Genomic DNA, 19,678 nt, shown 5'->3' on the forward strand with positions numbered 1-19,678 from the left:
GGTGTGTCGAAAAAAACAATCTATTATAGCTTGGGCATTACAGGGCAAAAAAATGACCATTGACCTTCCAACCCCTCTTGTAGCGTTGGATTAAGACGTAACGACTCTCATGAAAATGCCTCTCTACACTTTTCTACGGACCAAGCAGCTTCAGTTGACCGAAGATAGACGACAGATTGCGCTCAGCGCATCTATAGACGATGGCGGATACGTAGATGCGGAGGCCACGGAGCGGTTGTTCGATGCGATTAAAGCGAAGGGTGTGCCGGTCGCGAAAAGCGAAGGCCTGATAACGCCACCTGCTGCACCGGTGCCGATGATTATTCCTATCGTCATGCCCAAGTCATATCGGTGAAAAGGGCGGTTTCGCTGAGAAGGGGAGCGATGTTGAGTTAAGAAGGAGACCATTTGAGCGGAAATACTCAGCTGGATACCAATGGCTCTTTATTACCTTGTACGGGGTTCACTTTTTAGCTCTTGATACCTACCGGGAACAAGTCCAGAATTAAGTCTTTTCCTGCCTCGGCAAGAAGAGAAACCCCTTAAATTTCAATGAGTCGGACACCAGATACGAGTCTCGTTTCCCGCTCCAATTATTTTGCTATAGACTTCCATTGAAGTATGTAGAGATCAAAAAAAGAGGCTTAGGTCTCTTTTTTGGTTCCAGTAAAGTCTATTCTGTTACATTGGCATCCGCGATTTTTTAGTACACTTTTTAGTACATCAATTCGACGCTTGGTAAATCAGTTTTTAGAGCTGCTTGGCCCTCTGAAAACCGTACAACACTCCTTCATTCTTATGAGTGGAGTTAGTACGATGGTCCTTACCATTACGGCGGTCCGACACGCCAAGCCTCGCACCAAAAACTACACCCTTCCTGATTTTGATGGTCTTGCGCTTTTCGTGAATACGAGGGGCACCAAGAGCTGGCACTTCCGTTTTTCTTGGGCGGGCAAACAGCCTCGTATTTCGCTCGGTACTTATCCTGAAATAGGTCTACGCGATGCTCGCGTTCTGCGTGATATCGCCAGGGCGCTGGTCGCGAAGGGTATCGATCCCCGCGATCAGCGACGCCTTGAGCGCAATGCCAAGCTGTTGGCCCGGGAAAAGCACCTTATTAGGTCGATGTGATGCAGATCTTCAGTCCTAGGGAGCAGTGTTGTTTGGACGTAGAACCAGTGGCTTCTTGAATCGTCAGGCCGCCTCGAATACTGAAGGCGGCCTTTTGTCATGCGGATGTATCGGCAGTCATCTGGGGATGGGCGGGCAGCAGGTCCATGACGTTGCAGAAGAGATTACGCTGCCTCCAGTCATTGCGATCACCGATCACATACAGCCGACGCTTGGCTCGGGTGGCGGCGACGTTGAGGAGGTTGGGTTGAGAAACTACCCAATTGCGAGCACCGGCGTTTTCGCTGTTACCGCCCAAGACGAGGATGATGACTGCGGCTTCCTTGCCCTGCATGGTGTGGATGGTGCCTCGTACGATCTTCTCGGGGAGGCGGTCCTTGAGCTGGTTGCGCACGTCCTGAAAAGGTGTGATGACGGCGATACTTTCGGGTGGTACGCCGTCGGCATCTAGCAACGCGAGCAGATGTTCGAGGGCGTGCCCTTCGTTGTCGATCCAATTGCCGGAGGAGCGACCGCTCGCGTGCACCCAGCCGGTGGGTAGGCGGGCTGGCGTCTCCTTAGCTGGGGACGGGGCAATGGTGCCGTAGACCATTGCGCCATCGTAGGCGATGCGGTTGGCCAGGTCGAACATTGGCTTGTCGCAGCGCCGGTGCACCACCAGCGGCAGGCCGACCCAGCATTTTTGGCCTTGTGGGCCGGCCATGCGACCCCAAGGGGTGGCATGGTCGGCAAGGGTTTGGGCGGACTGACGGTTGGGCAGCCAGTGGGCGTCTACCTGATAGCGGGTGCGCATGTGCTCAAGCACGGCGTCGGAGACGGTGACGATGGGCTCCAATTGCAGCGGATCACCGACCAGTACGGCACGGCGCGCGCGCCATAGCGCGCCCACCGCAGCCTGCGGGGTGGCCTGGCCAGCTTCGTCCACCAGCAACCAGCCGATCTCGCCGCAACCGAGGCTACCGAAGGAGCGGGCGAACGAGGCAAAGGTGCTACTGAGCACCGGCACCACCATGAACAGCGATGCCCAGGCCGAGCGCATCACGGCTTGGGACACGCCACGATAACGGCTTCCAGTCAGCAGGCTGGTGATGAAGGCCAAGTTATTGCCCAGGCGCGAGGCTTCGATCTGGAAGAAGGCACGGTGTAGCTTGAGCGCTTCGATGAACACTTTTGACCGAGCCTGGCGCCAGCCTTCGAGGATCCAGGGTTCGAGCAGTTCGATGTCGCTGCCTCTGCCGAGCCGGCCTTGCGTGAGCCAAATCAGCAGGTGTTCGGCCTGGCCGGCCTGGGCAACGCTGCGAGCCTTGTCGATTTGCAGGGTGGCGTGGCGTATGGCTTCGTTAATCTCCTGTTCGTCCGTGGCCAATTGTCGATTGAGTTGGCTGAGCTGGGCGCTGAGTCGCTGCAGTTGGCGTTGGACGCTGTCGAAGGCCTCACGGGCCAGGGCATGGGCGCCGTCGAGCAGGCGTTGCCGGGCGGACCAAGTGCGATGAGCACCCCATAGGCTGAACAGGTTGACGAGCAGGGCGGGCTTTTGAACAAGGTGCGCTTCGAGGGCTTGGAGTTCACGCTGCAGTTGCTCACGGGCGGGCGTGAGCTGCCGGGTTTCAAGCGTGGTTTGTTCCTCGTCGAGGCTGTGGCGCTGCGTCAGACGGATCTGACGCTCCTGTTCCTTCTGCCTGATCCGCGCCTTGGCACTGATCACGGCCTGGATCCGTTCCAGGATGTCGCTGACCTGAGCACGCAGCGCCTGTTCGGCGTCCTTGGCGGCTTGGTACTGTTTGACGGCGGCGCGCCAGAGGGTAGCTTTTTCGGCGGGCGCGAGCAGCTTCATCTGCTGCGCCTGCTCGTTCAGCCACTCACGCATGCCTTTGGGCGCCGGCTCGTTGTCTGCTTCCGGGTTGTCGAGCATGGGCTCACCGGTGTAGAGGTCTTCGTCCGGGGTTTGGCTGTCGAGAGGTTCCAGGTCTAGAGGCGCAGGCTCGTTTTCTGACTTCGTCGCTTTAGAAGGACGTTTGCCATAGAAGAAGCGTTCGACAAACTGGGTGCGCTTGGATTTGCTGCCCAACGCTGCAGAGATCAGGCCCCAGGCAGGCTTGCCGCTGGTAAGCCCGGCGAGCTCGCTGAAATATTCGGCATTGGGCAACCAGGACGGGTCGATTTTGTCGCGCTGGGGTAACTCGAGAGTTACGTTCTCGACGGCACCGTTGTTGGAGGAGGCTACCACCATCTCGAAGCCGAACAGGCGCGGGTCAAGTTGATAAGCATAGCGCTCGCGTCCGCCATCGTTGGCAGATTCGCGGCCATTCTGGACGAAGGCCTCCGAGGCCCTGCTCAGCGAAGCCAACACATCGGCTCGCTGCGTCACCACGGCGGCGATCAGGTCGCGCAGCAGGGTTGTCTTCCCGGTGCCTGGCGGGCCGTTGACGCCCATCACGCCGGTGTCGTTGCCCAAAGTCTGCAGCAGACTGTTGACCGCCAGTTGCTGGGAGTGCACCAGGCCCAGGTGCCGTTCGGCAGGCCAGCAACCGACGGCGTAGCGCGAGGGGGCGAGGCGATCGATTAGCGCAAGGTCCGCGCGGGGCTGGTCGAGATGCAGCCGCTGGCTGGAGTCGTGCAGGCTCAGATAGCGGGCTAGCGGTTCACTGGTCTTGCCGTGGGCCAGGGCATCGGCCACGTCGGCCAAGTCGCTGAGCAGGAAACTGTTGAGCGGATCGTCTTCCTGTTCGGGCTTGTCCGGATTGATCGGCGCCGAGCGGAAGCGATGCATGCGCGGCTTGTCGCCGAACAACGCATCGAGCCCAAGGGTCTGGCGGATAAGCTCGGTCATGCTTGCCAGGTCGGCAGCCATGACCACGCCCCCAAGCAGGCTGTTGGCCTGTTCGCGAAGGAACTCCTGGGTTTCGTCGAAGCCTCGAGTCCAATCCTTATGGTTGATGGCGCAGCCGACAAACCACGCCTCGCTAGACAGCACCAGGCTGTCGATCACCATCATGCCCTGGCCGTTGAATTTCAATGCGAACAGGGCTGACTGTCGACGCTGCGGCTCCTTGTAGCCTTGGTCTGCGCCATAGAGCGCCTCCAACTGGCGGGATACATCCAGATTGTCGTAGATGTGTGCGTAGAGCGTGTGGCTCCATGCTCGTTTGTCGGGCAGGGGCCGCCTGCTCAGGGGGTTGGCTGGCATCCATGGCAGAATCTGGGCTGAGGCGGGGATGTCTTGGAAATAGGGCTGATAGTTGCTGTCGCGCTTCTTCAGCTTGGGAACCGCCTGAGGTTGCAGTAGCTCGACGGCGTGCCAATAGCGCACGATGTTTTGCGGATTCATTGACGTCCTTGAAGTGCTGGTTTGGATTCCTGATGGGAAGGATATCAGGCATGGAGCATCGCTTCCTCGTGCGGCGCGCGGAAGCGCTGCTGACCGTGGGCCAGACCGTCAATCTCATGTCTGATTCGGACAGTTACGATGGCTCGATCCAGACAAACGTTACTGCCCAATCTGCTTACCGCAACATCCGTCAGGCAAGTCGAATTTGTTTGGAGCACTCGCCGCTGGGACTCCGGTCACCACAGAAAGCGAGTTCGATTCAGAACTCGGTAGCGGGCAGATCACCCAGCGTATGGTCGCCCAAGGCGTGAGGCTCAGTTTGGCGATCATCACTGTCGAGCCTACACCTGAAGGCAGCGCTGAAATAAAGCTTTACACCCTTAAAGGTTGGAGTTCGATTGGGGTTAAGGCGCCTACGTTGGACAGGCTTCGTTCGTGGATCAAAGGCGATCAATCCTCGCTAAGCACCTTTACTTTTCACCGCCAATTTTGGGTTATGACTTGCAGATCGAAATCGGCCGGCAACGTTATCTGGAGGAGCGCTGTCACCTTCTCATCATGCTGACCAAGTCCCGGGAGGAGGCAAGGGATTTGGAGCGACCTAAAGAGAAGAGCGGGGACTATCGATTTGGAGGAAGGGTTAAGGCTGAGCCTTAGTGCCATCAGCTACCTCAGCTTTCGGCATCTCTTTGTGTCCATCGTGCTCGGTATACCCCCATCAAAACCCCAGAGCCGCTTCAATTGCCAGAGTCTCCCTGTAAGCTCGATTTATGAAGCTTGGCTGTTCCTTTTTCGGTCAGGTCGTTGCACTGCTCTCGCCCAGGCGGGCGGAGATGTGGGCAGGCAGGTCAAGTCAACAAAGAAACCTTTGATATTGTTGCACTAAACGTAAGCTCCATATATTTTGTGCGCCCTGGATTGGGACGGTGATCTTTTGTAGGACTACTGTCGGTGTCGTCAAAAGGATTTGTTTATGTACCGTACCCGAGGCGTGTTTCTTCTCGCCTGCTTGCTACCTTTCTTTTTGCAGGCTGCGCCCATGGAAGGGCGAGCTGACTTGATGGGCGTTTATCGCCAGGCTGTCTTGCATGATTCAGACCTTGCCGCCGCCCGCGCTGACTTTGCCGCCCGGCAGGAGTCGGTGCCGCAAGCCCGAGCCAATCTGTTACCCGTCATTACTGCTGGCACTACGGTGGAGTCCACTCGCTTAAATCGTGCCCAGCCTGAGCTGCTGCGTGAGCGCAGTGGAACTACTGTGCAGGCCAACCTTAAACAGCCAGTATTCAATGCAGCTTTTTGGTTTGAGCTCAAAGCAGCGGAGGCGAGTACCGCACAGGCGGCGCTGGAGCTGTCCGCCAAAGAGCAAGAGCTTATTCTCAAAACGGCTGAAGCCTATTTTGAAACACTGCGCGCGACCGACGAACAGGCGGCTTCTGTCGCGGAAGAGGTCGCGCTCAAGCAGCAGCTTGATCAAGCGCAAGCGCGACTAAAGGGTGGGCTGGCGAGTATTACGGATGTCCTGGATGCCGAGTCGGCTTACGACAACGCTTTTGCCAATCGCAAATTGGCCCGGCGAAAAGTAGACGATGCTTTTGAGCAGTTGATCCGCCTGACCAATATGAACTACGCGAGCATCGAGGGGATGCGGCATCAACTGCCAGTGTCTGCACCGGTGCCCAATGACACCCAATCTTGGGTCGACGCAGCGGTTGGACAAAACTTGACGCTATTGGCGAGCAACTATGCCGTGCGGGCAGCGGAGCAAAGCCTGAACCAGCGCAAAGCAGGACATGCGCCCACCGTGGACGCTGTCGCCTCGTATCGCCGCGGAGACAACGATAGCTTTGGCTACAGCAATCCCAGTGATTTTGGTCTGGATGGTTATCGCAGCCAAGTCGCTCAAAGCAGTGTAGCGCTGGAAATGACGCTTCCCATTTTCAGTGGTGGTCGCACCCATTCGCAGTCACGTGAGGCGTATGACCGGCTGACACAAAGCGAGGAACTGAGGGAAAGTCAGCGTCGAGAGGTCGTGCTCGATGCACGTAACTTTTTCCGTGCGGTCAACTCCGACATTGAGCAGATCAAAGCTCGCAAACAAACCATCATCTCCAGCCAGCGTTCGCTCAAAGCGTCTAAAGTCGGTGCCGATGTCGGAACGCGCAATACGGTCGATGTCCTCAATGCTCAGCGTCAGTTGTTCAAGGCGGTACGCGATTACAACAACGCGCGGTATGACTACATTCTCAATAATCTGCGATTGAAAGGGGTCGCAGGCACCTTGCGTGCTGAGGACCTCCTGGAACTGGCCGGTTACCTGAAAGCGGACTATGAGCCGCAACGTGATTTTCTTCCTCCCGAACTGATACAAGCCTCAGCGTCAGGTGGATCTTAGACGTCCATAACGTCATTCAACTCAGCTCATTAATGCCATTGCACGGAAGCGCTTATGCAACAACAAGGGACAGAGCCGGCTAACCAGACAGCCGTGCTTGATACGGGGCTGGCGTGTCTCGCCATGCTGGCGCGCTTTCATAACGTTGCGGTTTCTCCGGAACAGCTTTCCCACGAGTATGTCGAAGACGAACAGCTGTTCGCAAAGGCTGAGATACTTATGGCTGCCCGCCAATTGGACCTGAAGGCCAAGGCGGTTCGCACTACTTTCGAGCGGCTGGATAGAACACCATTGCCCGCCATCGCGTGTGCAAACGATGGCAGCTTTTTTATCATTGCCCGTCTTGATCAAAACAACATCCTGATTCACGATCCAAAATCCCAACGGCCGGAATTGATCAACTCGCAGCAACTTCGATCACGTTGGGGGGGCGAATTGGTGTTGTTACGCTCCCAATCCTCAGTGGCCGCTGAGCTATCCAAGTTCGACTTCACATGGTTTATCCCGGCCATCGTCAAGTATCGAAAACTGCTCGGCGAAGTGTTGCTAGTGTCTTTTGTCCTGCAGATATTTTCGTTGCTGACGCCCTTGTTCTTTCAGGTGGTGATGGACAAGGTGCTGGTTCATCACGGCCTTACGACGCTGGATGTGATCGCCATCGGCCTGTTGGGCATTATGCTGTTCGAGACGGTTTTGAGTGGATTGCGCAGCTACGTATTTGCCCACACCGCCAGTCGCATTGATGTCGAGCTGGGCTCGAAATTGTTTCGGCACTTGGTGACGCTGCCGCTTTCGTATTTCCAGGCGCGCAGGGTGGGGGATTCGGTCGCGCGGGTCCGTGAGCTTGAAAATATCCGCAGCTTCCTGACCGGCAACACTATTACGCTGGTGCTGGATGTCTTGTTTTCTGTGGTGTTTATCGCGGTGATGTTTTTCTACAGCGGCTGGCTGACCCTGGTGGTGCTGCTGTCCTTGCCTCTGTATATCGTGGTTTCGCTGCTGATCACCCCAATGTTACGCGCCCGGCTGAATGAAAGTTTTGTACGTGGCGCTGAAAACCAGGCGTTCCTGGTCGAGACGGTCAACGGTATCGACACGCTCAAATCCATGGCCGTTGAACCGCAGATAACGCGCAGATGGGATAACCAGTTGGCGGCCTATGTCAGCGCGAGTTTCAAGACGCAAACCCTGTCGACCATTGCCAACGAAAGTGTTTCTCTGATTGGCAAACTCGTCACCGTCGCAACGCTATGGCTGGGCGCGCGATTGGTGATCGACGGTCAACTTTCGGTGGGTCAGTTGATCGCATTCAATATGCTGGCGGGGCGTGTGGCGCAACCGATCATGCGCCTGGCTCAGTTGTGGACCAATTTCCAGCAGACCGGTGTTTCTGTCCAACGCCTTGGCGACATTCTCAACACGCGTACTGAATTGTCCCAGGCGACTAGGAGCGCGTTGCCGGCCCTCAAGGGCCGCGTCGAGTTTGACCAAGTGCACTTCCGCTATCGTCCGGACGGTTCAGAAGTCCTGCGCAGCGTCAGTCTAGTCATCGGGGCTGGAGAGGTTATCGGCGTCGTGGGGCGCTCCGGCTCGGGCAAAAGCACCCTTACGCGCCTGTTACAGCGTCTATATGTTCCGGAGCGAGGGCGTGTAATGGTGGACGGCATGGATTTGGCCCTCGCCGATGTCTCTTCGTTACGTCGACAGATCGGTGTGGTCCTTCAGGACAACATGCTGTTCAACCGTAGTGTCCGAGAAAATATCGCGTTGACTGATCCCGGTGCGCCGCTTGAGGCCGTTATGCAGGCCGCAAAAATGGCGGGTGCACACGATTTTATCCTGGAGCTGCCCGAAGGGTATGACACGGTCGTTGGGGAACATGGCGCTTCGTTGTCGGGCGGACAGCGTCAGCGCGTGGCGATCGCAAGGGCGCTGATCGGGAACCCCAGAATTCTGATATTCGACGAGGCCACCAGCGCATTGGACTATGAGTCGGAGCGCGTCATCCAACACAACATGCAGGCCATCTGCAAGGGACGAACCGTGATCATCATTGCACATCGGTTGTCCGCTGTTCGCGATGCCCATCGTATCGTGGTGATGGATCGCGGGCAGGTCGTCGAACAGGGCACTCACAGCGAACTCCTGACTCACCAAGCGGGGCACTACTCTCGCCTTCACCGTTTGCAGCAGGGATAGTGCCCATGAGCGAACCTTCAGCAACACATGAGCTGGTGCAGCGGTATCGGCTCGCCTGGCGCCGGGCCTGGCGCCAGCGTAAACAGCTTGATGCACCTTCGCGCCTGGCTCATGAGGTGCAGTTTTTGCCGGCCGCATTGGCCTTGCAGGACCAGCCCAGCCATCCGGCGCCGCGTTACATTCAATGGGTCATCATGTTCTTCGCGGTGCTGGCGTTGGCATGGGCCTGCCTTGGGGAAATCGAAGTCGTGGCGACGGCACGGGGAAAAGTTGTCGCCAGCGGCAAGAGCAAGACCATACAGCCGAGCGAAGTGGCGGTAGTCAAGGCAATACATGTTTATGACGGTCAGTCGGTCAAGGCCGGTGATGTTCTGGTGGAGTTGGATACTAGTGCGTCCGGTGCTGACGTAAAACGTTTTAGAAGCGACGTGCTGGCCGCGCAGGTTGATAGCGCGCGTGCCAGCGCCATGCTTGAGTCCATTCGTAGCGGCAAGGAGCCAGGATCCCTGGCGGGCTACATGCTGGAGGCCGAGCCGCAACAGGTCCTGGCAGCGCAACGCTGGCTGAATGGGCAATACCTGGAGATGCGCAGCTCCCTGGATCAAGTCGATGCCGAAGTCGAACAGCGTACTGCCGAGATTCAATCAGCCAATGCCATTGTCAGTTCTTTACAACAGTCAATTCCGATCACGCGGCGCCTGGCTGAAGACTACAAAATGTTGCTCGATCAGCAATACGTCCCACGCCACGCCTACCTGGAGAAGCAACAGGCGCTGCTGGACCAAAATCGCGATATGGCCGTGCAGCAGGCACGTGTGATCGAACTCAATGCCAGCCGCAAGGAAGCCGAACGGCGCCGTCAGAGCATCCTGGCTCAAACCCGTCGTGCGATGCTCGATCTGCAACAGCAATCCGAACAGAAAGCCGCATCGCTTACCCAAGAGCTGCGCAAAGCTGAACAGCGCGATCATTTGATGAGCCTCACCGCCCCCGTCGACGGTACGGTTCAGCAGTTGGCTATTCATACTGTCGGCGGGGTGGTCACGGCCGCACAGCCCCTAATGGTCGTGGTGCCGAGTGATCAGCCTGTCGAAGTCGAGGCCATGCTGGAAAACAAGGACGTTGGCTTCGTGCGCGCCGGACAAAGTGTGACAGTCAAGGTGGAAACCTTCACCTTCACTAAATATGGAACGGTCGAGGGTGAAGTCATCAGCGTGTCCAACGACGCGATTGAAGACGAAAAGTTGGGGCCGATCTACAGCAGCCGGGTCCGCCTGCTGACTGATTCTATTCAAGTCAGAGGCCAACGAGTGCCGTTGTCTCCTGGGATGGCTGTCACAGTAGAAATCAAGACCGATCGACGCAAAGTCATCGATTACTTCCTAAGTCCGCTGCAGCAGTACGCCGATGAAAGTCTACGAGAGCGGTAAAAACAAACGTCCACAAGGGAAACTCAATGAGCGAAATTAAAGCGTTCTTATACGGACTGTACGACGTCGTGATTTTTCCGTGTTGGATAGCATTGTTCATATGTTTGATAAAGATGAACAAGCGCTTCGCCGGCCCTCTGTTTGTCTGGGGTTGCAGCGTCCCTGTCACGCTTTATTGCTACATCGTTTACATCATGGATGGCGACCGGCCTTGGGTTCATTGGTCGGTGGTGGCGCTCGACTTTCTTGCGTTTTCCCAGTTGGGTTGGTTAGGGGCACTCCTGATGGTCGGCGGATATCTGGCCAAAAACGACGGCTTTAAAAAAGTGGCAGTCTGGACCTCGGCGATTTCCGTCGCAGCGCATGGCTTTTTTCTTATCGTTGGGCTGGTATGGAACGCGCTATCGGCATAGACGATAGGCATTCAGTGGTTGAACGTTCTATTTGCTGGAGTGTGATGTGCACGGGACGAAAAAAATATACTGGCTCACGGCGTTTTGCACGCTAGTGGCCGTACTGATGGGTTGCCGCTTCTGGCTGATTTCCGAGTCGCAAAAAGTGCATTGGGTTGTCGAACTCGTCGGCGGTGCAGAAAACCTGCGTGCGTCAGAGGCTTCCTTGTCGGAAAGCGATGCGCTTTACATAAAGTCGCTGTACCTGTCGCCAGATGAACAGATGTACAACCGCATCCGAGCGTTGAACCTTTGCCAGGACATGAACGACGCGTGCGTGACCACCAGTTTGACCGTCGCCAATTTTCTGATGATCAATACCGCTGATGTGCAGGCCGCGAGAAATACCGTTGAGCAGTATGCACGTTACAACGTTCTGCAAGCGCAGCCTTGCCCAGCCAAATATGAAACATCCGTGGTTATCAAGAATAACGAGTATCTCTCTACGTTGCCGATGGCGGATGCAAAGCGTTTTGCCGAACAGCAATTGGAAAAAATTGAAGCATCAGGCGGACTGGTTTTCTCGTTAAGAACCCCTGAGTGTCATCGTTATTTTGCAGCGCACCCATCGATGGCTAGAGGTTATCTGGCGCACATGGCGCTGCTGGTCAGGGCGGCTCAAGGAAAAAGGTCGGCGGCGTGGTTGTATTTGTTATCCCGTCCGGGCGTTTACGCAATCATCAAGTAAGAAGGAGCTTTAAATGGCACAAGGTGCACAGCAGGCAGCAAGTGGAGCGGCGCAAACGCTTCCAGAAGCACTGGATGAGTTGAGCAAGACTAAGGACCAGTTGAACAAAGCGCTGGAAGCGACGGGAGTTGCGGATAAGGTTTCACGCTACAACACCTTGGTCGACTTGACCACATCCATGGGGTTGATCGCCTACATATTCGATGACAAATACAACGGTTCCAGCACCGAAACGGATGTTCATATTCTGGAAGCCTTCAAGTTGCTGAAAATTCCAGGCATCACGGGGGTCCAGGACAAGACAGTGGATAAAGGCATCAGCGGCCTTCAATACGTTCTGGAATTTACCGGAGAGGGTAAAGACAATGACGTGGCGTTGGGCGGGCTTCTATATGCACTGGCCTTATTCAGTAAAAGCACCAAGGAGTCACGTGATCGCGAATATGGCCAGTCGCCCTCGCTGAACGCATGGTATGACGCGCTGGGTAACGTCACGAAGTTTATCGATGACACTGTTGCATCATTTGATTTCGACTCGTCCACGATTCCCGGATCGAATTTTTCCAGCCCAGCCGCGCGTTCAGCTGTAGAAAGCGCGATGGCCAGTCGTATGGACGAATTTTTCTTTGGCATTCCCGCCAGCGCGAGTGCCTTTGATCTGCATGTCAATAGTTCTGGTGAAATTATACGCAAGAGCGCGACAGATCATGACGTTGCCGCCGCGCAAGTCACCAACGGCCTAGTCACCAGTGGAGGCGGCTGGAACCTGAACTACGACCCCAACAAGCTCAACCTGAATCAATATCAGGGTAACTGGGTCAACAATACCTTTACCGCCGCCGCTACCCAGATACTGGCGGACGGTTACCGCCCAGGCAACGTCAATACCGCTAAGGATGTATTCGATTTCAGCTTGCGCAACGCCAGCCAAAGCCTGACCTACGGCAGCACCTTGGCGGCACTGTTGAACTCCGGTGACGCGCGTGCGCGTTTGACACTTCCGACCGATCCATTGCTGCTGGACTTGAACGGCGACGGTGTGCGCTTGACGGATTACCTGAGCGCGCCGGTGTTTTTCGACGCCGATAATGACGGGGGCAGCCTCGAAGAAACCGGCTGGGTTAACCCAGAGGACGGCATTGTAGTCCTTGATGCCAATGCCAACGGTAAGATCGATAACATCAGCGAGACCCTGTCCGAATACTTCGGCGGCAAGGCGGGCACCAACGGTGAAGCCGGACAGAAGCGCTTCGCCAACGGTTTTGCCGCATTGGCCAGCCTCGATAGCAATGCCGATGGTGTATTCGATGTACGGGACTCGTCCTGGTCAAGCGTGAAGGTCTGGGTCGATGGCAATCACGACGGTAAGAGCTGGAATGACATAAATGGCAACGGCTCACTCGACGCCGGCGAAGCAAGCGAACTCAAGTCCTTCAGCGACCTGGGGATCACCCGGATCAACCTGGATAACCAAGCTCAAAGTGGCGAAGTCAGGGATGGCAACGAAGTGCTGGCCCACGGCACTTTCGTGCAGAATGGCCTGACGAGGGAAGCCATTGCAGCCAACTTCCTGGCCAACCCCAACGGACATACGTTTACCTCTACCGCGGCCGGCACGGTCGTATCGACTCAGGGTTCGGGCCAAGTCGCGGCCGTCAAAGGGTATGTGTCGTCTTCGACCACGGGTGAAACCATCGACGTGGCGCAAAAAGGTGTCGCCAACGCGACAGGCGGGTTGGGCAACGATGTGCTCCAAGGCGATGCCCAGACCAACTGGCTGGCCGGCGGTCAGGGCAGCGATACCTTCTATGGCGGTGCAGGCGACGATGTGCTGCTGGTCGACGGCGATGATCTGTCGACTAACGTCCATGGTGGCGACGGCACTGATATTGTCCAAGTCATTGGCGAAAAGGGTGTCAGCCTCAACTTGGCTGACGCCAGCATAGAAATCGCTCAGGGCGGTCGTGGCGATGATGCATTCATTGGCGGCGGCAACAGCACCGTCTACATGCGTGGTGGTGATGGTGACGACGTGCTGGTTGGCGGTTCTGCCAACGATGCGCTCTCCGGCGAGAACGGCGATGACACTTTGTTTGGTGGTGCAGGCAACGATGTGTTGCGTGGTCATCGCGGCGCTGATCGGATTGACGGCGGGTCTGGGAATGACTTGATCGATGGCGGCCAGGACGATGACAATCTGAGCGGCGGAGTCGGTGACGACATTCTGTTAGGCGGTGCCGGTGATGATCGAATCGACGGTGGCGAGGGTACCGATGTCCTCGAGCTGTCCGGCGACTTCGCCGACTATCGGATTACCCGTGCTGCAGACGGCGTTTGGATCAGCGATACCGTTACAGGACGCGACGGGACCGACTTCCTGAAGAGCGTCGAGAAGGCCAGTTTCAAAAATCTCAAGCTGGTGGAGATTCCGACAGACACCAGCGCGGGCATGGAAAATCCTTTGTTGGTCAAGGATGTGCTGAGCCAGAATAAGGCCGGTGCCAGTTTTGATCGCACGCGGGCGCACCTGATCGGTCAAGAGCAATTGCTGCGCAACGACCTGGACTGGCAACACGACACCTTGCACATCACCGGCCTGTTCGATGTGGTGGGCGGGACTGCGAGCCTCACCCAGGCCGGCGATGTGCTTTTTACTCCTGATGCTACGTTTACCGGGATCATGGGCTTCAAGTACACCGTGGCCGATGCCAAAGGTAATGAGGCTAGCGACATTGTCGACATGGCCACGGGCGAAAGCGCGACTATGCGCGCCGCTGTCTACCTCAGGACGGCGGACCTGCCCAGTGATCCGTTGGTTACCGATCAATGGTATCTCTCCCAGGCGAACATCCTGCCGGTCTGGAAGGACTACACGGGCAGAGGCGTCAAGATCGCCCAGATCGAGACCAACAGTCCGTTTGGAACCACCAAGGAAGTGCTCGACTATCGTCATGCCGACTTGAAAGACAATATCGACGAAGACTGGTTGGCCAATGCAACGCCGGGACAACTGGCGGGAGAAGGCAGCGAGGGCAAGTTCAGCGAGCATGCCACATTGGTCGCGGGTGTGATGGTCGCCGCGCGCAACGGCGAGGGCAGTGTAGGGGTAGCATACGATGCCACCGTTGCCGGTTATTGGATCAATAAAGACGACTTCAGCAACATGTCACGCATGCGTGAATATGATGTGGTGAACCACAGCTGGGGCAGTGAGTCACACTTTGATTTGAGGTTCTCGCCGGCCACATTAGGGGAGATGCCCGCAGCGTACCGTGAGGCCATTGGGCTGGGGCGCGATGGCTTGGGCACCGTCATTGTGACCGCGGGTGGTAATGATCGTGACAAGGGTGGCAACACCAATTATTCCAATCCCAGCAACACCCGCAGCAGCATCGTGGTGGGCGCTATCAACGCCACCTCCGATCTGGGTGCGTTGCAGGCGGGGGGCAAGCCCTTCTCCAACCCTGGCGCCAGTATCCTGGTTAGCGCACCAGGCTCCAACGTAACGTCTACCTCGCGCTTGGTGCAGAACGATAACGGCTCCACGTTTGGTAGTGATAACGGAGTGTCCCAAGGCACCAGCTTTGCCGCACCTATCGTGTCGGGCATTGTCGCACTGATGCTCGAAGCCAACCCGGAGCTGGGCTACCGCGACGTACAGCAGATCCTTGCGCTGTCAGCACGCAAGGTGGCGGATGCGGGAACCGTCTGGCAGGACAATGGTAGCCAGAAATGGAACGGCGGTGGTATGCACGTCAGCCATGACTACGGTTACGGCGAGGTCGATGCCCGCGCTGCCGTGCGCCTGGCGGAAACCTGGCATACCCAGCAGGTACTGACCAATGAGTTCAGCCTGTACAAGCCTTTGGAGTCTGGCGTACTCAATCTGGCAATTACCGATGGCCAGCAAGCCGGGATAAGCCATTCGTTGACGCTGGGGAACGTGGCCATCTCGGCGGAACATGTTGAAATCAAAGTCAACCTCACCCACGACAATCCGGGTGACCTGATCCTCAAGCTCATCTCGCCATCGGGTACTGAATCGATCCTGATGAATCGTCCGGGCAAGGCGCCGGGTAGCGCTGCGAATGATCGTGGGGACGCTGATTTTTCCGGTGAAAAAACGTTGGACTATGTTTTCTCTACCGCGTTGTTGCGTGGTGAGGCCGTACAGGGTGAATGGACGCTGAAAGTCATAGACAGCGTGACCGGGGCGACCGGTACCCTAAACAGCTGGAGCATGAATGTGTGGGGGGCTATCGACACGCACGATGATCAATATGTCTATACGGACGAGTATGCGCAGTTGGGGGTATCCGGCACCCGTGGAACGCTCAACGACACCAATGGCGGTAAAGATACGATCAACGCAGCAGCGATAGGTCAGAAAAGCTATATCAACCTGTCGAAAGGCGAAGCGACTCTCGCCGGCACGCACCTGACCATTCAGAACCCCGAGCAGATCGAGAACGCCATCGGTGGTGAGTTTGCCGATGAACTTCATGGCAATAACGCCAGCAACATGTTGGTCGGCGGCAGTGGCGATGATGTGCTGTATGGCGGCGCCGGCCGCGATTTACTTTTGGGTGGGAAGGGGAACAATACCCTGGCAGGCGGGGCCGATCTCGATTATTTCGTGATCGAGCGCGCCAACGGTTCCATCCAGACCATCACTGATTTCATGGTTGGCACCGATAAACTGGTGCTGTCTGGCTTCTCTGACTTCGGTCACGGGCTGATCAATACCACTCAACAAGGCGCGGATGCGGTGATCAGCTTGTCTGGTGTGCAGTCTATTCGGCTGAAGAATGTCGACGCAGCGCAAGTGAACGCCGAAGATTTCTTGATCCTGGATACCGCAATGAGCTTGGCCGAACTCACCAAGTACGGCGCTTATGGCTTCGGCGTCAATAGTCGTGAAATACGTCTGGCTGACTCTGTCCAGGGTGAAGACTATTCCGCCCTCTCAGGTGGGCAGCGGGTGTTTGGCGGCACTGGCGCCGATATCATTCGTGGCGGCAGTGGTGCCGACGTGTTGGTTGGCGACAATACAACCGGCGGTACGCGAGGCTCCAACGATTTCATCGAAGGCGGTGCCGGTAATGATGTAGTTCGCGGCGGTGCGGGCAACGATGTACTGCGCGGAGGCTTGGGCCAGGACTATGTCAGCGGTGACGCGGGGGATGACGTCATCTATCTGGAAGGCGATCAGGGCAGTTTCGAGCTGGGCGGCTGGACCTCGCCTATCATCACTTGGGACGGAGCCCGACTGACCGGGGCTGCCGTCGCGGGCGGCGCTGGGAATGATCGTTTTGTCGTCGAAAAGACCTCAGGGCTTCCCATCGATCTGTTAGGTAATCTGATTGAGGATTTTGAGTTTTCCAATCCCAACGAAAAAATCGACCTTTCGCAGATTAATTCCGTGGGCTCGATGGCAGATCTTGCATTCAGCGAATTGACCGTAAACGGCCAACATTATTTGCGCGTGATGCTGGGGGGAACAGGTGCTTCGTTTATTACCCTCAAGGGCGTGACTTCGTCTCAACTGTCGCCTGGTAACTTTATTTTTGGCAGCGGTTCCGGTGGCACTTCCTCGGTTCCCGCTACAGGCGGCATCATTGCAGGCAAGGAGCTGCACATGACTGTCACGAACCCGACCCCATTGAAGCCGCTGATTGACCGCGAACTCACTGGCGAACTGGTCGCCGTACCACAACCGGTGCTGGGTGGCAGTGATACGGTACTTCCAGAGTTTGACCTCGGAATTATCTATTGGGCAAACGCCACCGGCGAACGCGTGGCGGGCACTTTGGGCACCGATACACTTTACGGAGGAGAGGGAAATGACGTCCTCAGGGGCGAGAACGACTTGAGTGACACGGCAGTTGGCAGTGCAGACAGGCTGTTTGGGGGAGCAGGCCACGATGTTGTTTACGGCGGCGCTGGTGATGACGTCTTGTGGGGCAACAATGGGATGGATTATCTCAACGGTGGTGCAGGAAACGACACGCTGTATATCGAAGGTGATCGGGGAGACAACTACACCGGTGAACTGGACTTCGAACTGCCACTAATCACCGTGGAGGGGGTTGTACTGACTGGGGCGGCTGTAGCTGGTGGCGCGGGTAGCGATCGATTCATCGTCGACGATTCCTCCACGGACGGGCTGGTGGGCGGCCTGATCGAAGACTTCGAAGTTACGAACCCCAGCGAAAAAATCGATTTGTCAGAGTTTAGTTCTTTACGCTCGTTTGCGGAGCTGAATTTCAGCGACCTGATGGTAAACGGACAGCAATACCTCCGGGTCTGGCTGGGCCCCGTGGGAGAAGATAATTCATACATCACTCTTAAAGGGGTCACAGCGGATCAGCTGAGCGCGGACAGTTTTATCTTCGCCGAACGCGCCTATAGCGACCCCTACATCTTTCGCGATGGCGACGGGACGCTGGTGGGCAACGCTGGCGGCAATACGCTTGCAGGATGGGATGGGAAAGGGATTCTGGAAGGACGCAGCGGAGACGATACCTATATCGTCGATGATGCAGGTGACATTGTCCGAGAGGTCAGTGGCGGAGGTTACGACCGCGTAGAGTCTTACATCAGCTACGTCTTGCCTGACGAAGTCGAGGAGCTGGTACTGGAATCCGGCACGAACGGCACGGGCAATGCATTGGCAAATCGACTGGTGGGCAACGCACTTGCCAATATCCTGGACGGTGGCGCTGGGTCCGATGTCATGGTCGGTGGAAAGGGTAACGACACCTACATCGTCGATGAGGGAGCGGACCGCATTGTGGAGCTGTCAGGTGAGGGTATCGACACGGTCAAGGCTTCTGTCTCCTTTACCTTGTCTCCCGATCTGGAAAATCTGATTCTCACGGGCACTGCCAACATCAACGCCACCGGTAACGCCGCGAATAATCAGCTAACGGGCAACGGGGGCAATAACCGCCTGGATGGCGGGATGGGCAATGACTGGCTGAGCGGCGGCGCGGGCAACGACCTTTACCAATTTGATCGCAACGGAGGCCAGGACGTCATTGATGACTTTGACTCTGCGGCGAATACCGATGTGCTGCAATTCGGTAGCGGAATTTCCGCTGATCAGCTGTGGTTTCGTAAAAACGGCATGGACCTAGAGGTTAGTATCATCGGCACGGCAGACAAGGTGACGATTTCCAAATGGTCATCCTCGGATCAGGCTGGTACGCAAAAGGCTCAGCATGTCGAACAGTTCCGAACCGCCGATGGCAAAGTCCTGCTGGACAATCAGGTCGACCAACTGGTCGGAGCAATGGCCGCGTTTGCACCACCGGCAGCGGGGCAAACGTCACTGCCGAACAATTACAAAGAGGCGTTGGATACTGTGATTGCCAGCAACTGGCAGTAACGGGAGGGGGGCCATATTCGGAGGTATGGCTCTCTTAAGCAATTTCGATGGCATCAATTAGCTGAGTACTCTCAGACTTGATCTGACAGTCACCGGATTTTCGGTCGTGGGCTGTCAGGTCAAATTTGTGGGACCTGAAACCGTCGGATACTGACTATTCGAATAGCTCTGCTATTTCGTGGCTATTGATACACCCCCGAAGATAAGTCCAGAATCAAGTCTTTTCCTGCTTCGGCAAGAAAAGAAACCCCTTAGATTTCAATGGGTCGGACGCCAGATGCGAATCTCGTTTCCCGCTCCAAGATTCAGAAAAAAGCCACTCAGATGAATGGCTTTTTTTGTGCCTTGGATTTCCTAATATCAATGGTTGTATGGCGATCGTCTGTGTTGTTTCTGCACTTACCCTACTGCTTGTGCCTCGAAAGAACACGCCGGCTTGAGGTTCGAGGTCTTCGCATTGGTCGCTTTCGTAGTATTGGACGAGTCTAGGCTTAGTGGATTTCCGCAGAACGGACGGATGCGCTAGAGACTAAAGTGTCGTTTTGATAGCTTCGTGGCCCGAATACCTATCCTTTAGGTACGTTCCGTTAGACGGGCAAGGAAGCACATGCGAGCACTACTGAAATACAGGACACGAGTCGGTACGTTTAGATGAACAGCTAGATCAG

General features: G+C 56.3%; 9 protein-coding genes and 1 pseudogene. 9 read left to right on the forward strand and 1 reads right to left on the reverse strand.

What is annotated here, in order from left to right; all coding sequences use genetic code 11:
• Positions 1 to 109: 109 nt before the first annotated feature.
• Together J3P82_RS11170 and J3P82_RS11175 are read left to right on the forward strand one after the other, a co-directional pair.
• Positions 110 to 355 (forward strand): hypothetical protein, encoded by a 246-nt coding sequence (locus tag J3P82_RS11170; protein WP_434563063.1) that lies wholly within the window; start codon positions 110 to 112, stop codon positions 353 to 355.
• A gap of 461 nt (positions 356 to 816) precedes the next feature.
• Positions 817 to 1,083, forward strand: a pseudogene (locus J3P82_RS11175) (Arm DNA-binding domain-containing protein); the annotation flags it as partial.
• A gap of 145 nt (positions 1,084 to 1,228) precedes the next feature.
• Here the strand turns inward: J3P82_RS11175 and J3P82_RS11180 are convergent.
• Positions 1,229 to 4,459 (reverse strand): DEAD/DEAH box helicase, encoded by a 3,231-nt coding sequence (locus tag J3P82_RS11180; protein ID WP_434563065.1) that lies wholly within the window; start codon positions 4,457 to 4,459, stop codon positions 1,229 to 1,231.
• Positions 4,460 to 4,509: 50 nt separating this feature from the next.
• Between J3P82_RS11180 and J3P82_RS11185 the strand changes: the two genes are divergently transcribed.
• The 7 genes from J3P82_RS11185 to J3P82_RS11215 all read left to right on the forward strand — a co-directional run bounded on the left by J3P82_RS11185 (position 4,510) and on the right by J3P82_RS11215 (position 19,010).
• The gene (locus J3P82_RS11185; protein ID WP_258637267.1) at positions 4,510 to 4,770 is read left to right on the forward strand and encodes a hypothetical protein; all 261 of its coding nucleotides are present in this window, start codon (positions 4,510 to 4,512) and stop codon (positions 4,768 to 4,770) included.
• Between the two features lie 662 nt (positions 4,771 to 5,432).
• Positions 5,433 to 6,851 (forward strand): TolC family outer membrane protein, encoded by a 1,419-nt coding sequence (locus tag J3P82_RS11190; RefSeq protein WP_258637268.1) that lies wholly within the window; start codon positions 5,433 to 5,435, stop codon positions 6,849 to 6,851.
• Between the two features lie 54 nt (positions 6,852 to 6,905).
• Positions 6,906 to 9,050, forward strand: a complete 2,145-nt coding sequence (locus J3P82_RS11195; protein WP_434563067.1) for a type I secretion system permease/ATPase — start codon at positions 6,906 to 6,908, stop codon at positions 9,048 to 9,050.
• Between the two features lie 5 nt (positions 9,051 to 9,055).
• Positions 9,056 to 10,480 (forward strand): HlyD family type I secretion periplasmic adaptor subunit, encoded by a 1,425-nt coding sequence (locus tag J3P82_RS11200; protein WP_258637271.1) that lies wholly within the window; start codon positions 9,056 to 9,058, stop codon positions 10,478 to 10,480.
• 26 nt (positions 10,481 to 10,506) lie between these two features.
• The gene (locus J3P82_RS11205; RefSeq protein WP_258637273.1) at positions 10,507 to 10,893 is read left to right on the forward strand and encodes a hypothetical protein; all 387 of its coding nucleotides are present in this window, start codon (positions 10,507 to 10,509) and stop codon (positions 10,891 to 10,893) included.
• Between the two features lie 46 nt (positions 10,894 to 10,939).
• Positions 10,940 to 11,620, forward strand: coding sequence for a hypothetical protein (locus tag J3P82_RS11210; protein WP_258637275.1), 681 nt, complete (start codon positions 10,940 to 10,942; stop codon positions 11,618 to 11,620).
• Between the two features lie 13 nt (positions 11,621 to 11,633).
• Positions 11,634 to 19,010, forward strand: a complete 7,377-nt coding sequence (locus tag J3P82_RS11215; protein WP_309475921.1) for a S8 family serine peptidase — start codon at positions 11,634 to 11,636, stop codon at positions 19,008 to 19,010.
• Positions 19,011 to 19,678: the final 668 nt, after the last annotated feature.

Source organism: Pseudomonas sp. Z4-20, assembly GCF_051131955.1.
GTDB classification, from domain to species: domain Bacteria; phylum Pseudomonadota; class Gammaproteobacteria; order Pseudomonadales; family Pseudomonadaceae; genus Aquipseudomonas; species Aquipseudomonas marvdashtae.

Excerpts from the sequence above, each read along its gene's own strand:
- J3P82_RS11170 (WP_434563063.1), top strand. The coding sequence starts at position 110 with ATGAAAATGCCTCTCTACACTTTTCTACGGACCAAGCAGCTTCAGTTG.
- J3P82_RS11180 (WP_434563065.1), bottom strand. The coding sequence starts at position 4,459 with ATGAATCCGCAAAACATCGTGCGCTATTGGCACGCCGTCGAGCTACTG.
- J3P82_RS11185 (WP_258637267.1), top strand. The coding sequence starts at position 4,510 with ATGGAGCATCGCTTCCTCGTGCGGCGCGCGGAAGCGCTGCTGACCGTG.
- J3P82_RS11190 (WP_258637268.1), top strand. The coding sequence starts at position 5,433 with ATGTACCGTACCCGAGGCGTGTTTCTTCTCGCCTGCTTGCTACCTTTC.
- J3P82_RS11195 (WP_434563067.1), top strand. The coding sequence starts at position 6,906 with ATGCAACAACAAGGGACAGAGCCGGCTAACCAGACAGCCGTGCTTGAT.
- J3P82_RS11200 (WP_258637271.1), top strand. The coding sequence starts at position 9,056 with ATGAGCGAACCTTCAGCAACACATGAGCTGGTGCAGCGGTATCGGCTC.
- J3P82_RS11205 (WP_258637273.1), top strand. The coding sequence starts at position 10,507 with ATGAGCGAAATTAAAGCGTTCTTATACGGACTGTACGACGTCGTGATT.
- J3P82_RS11215 (WP_309475921.1), top strand. The coding sequence starts at position 11,634 with ATGGCACAAGGTGCACAGCAGGCAGCAAGTGGAGCGGCGCAAACGCTT.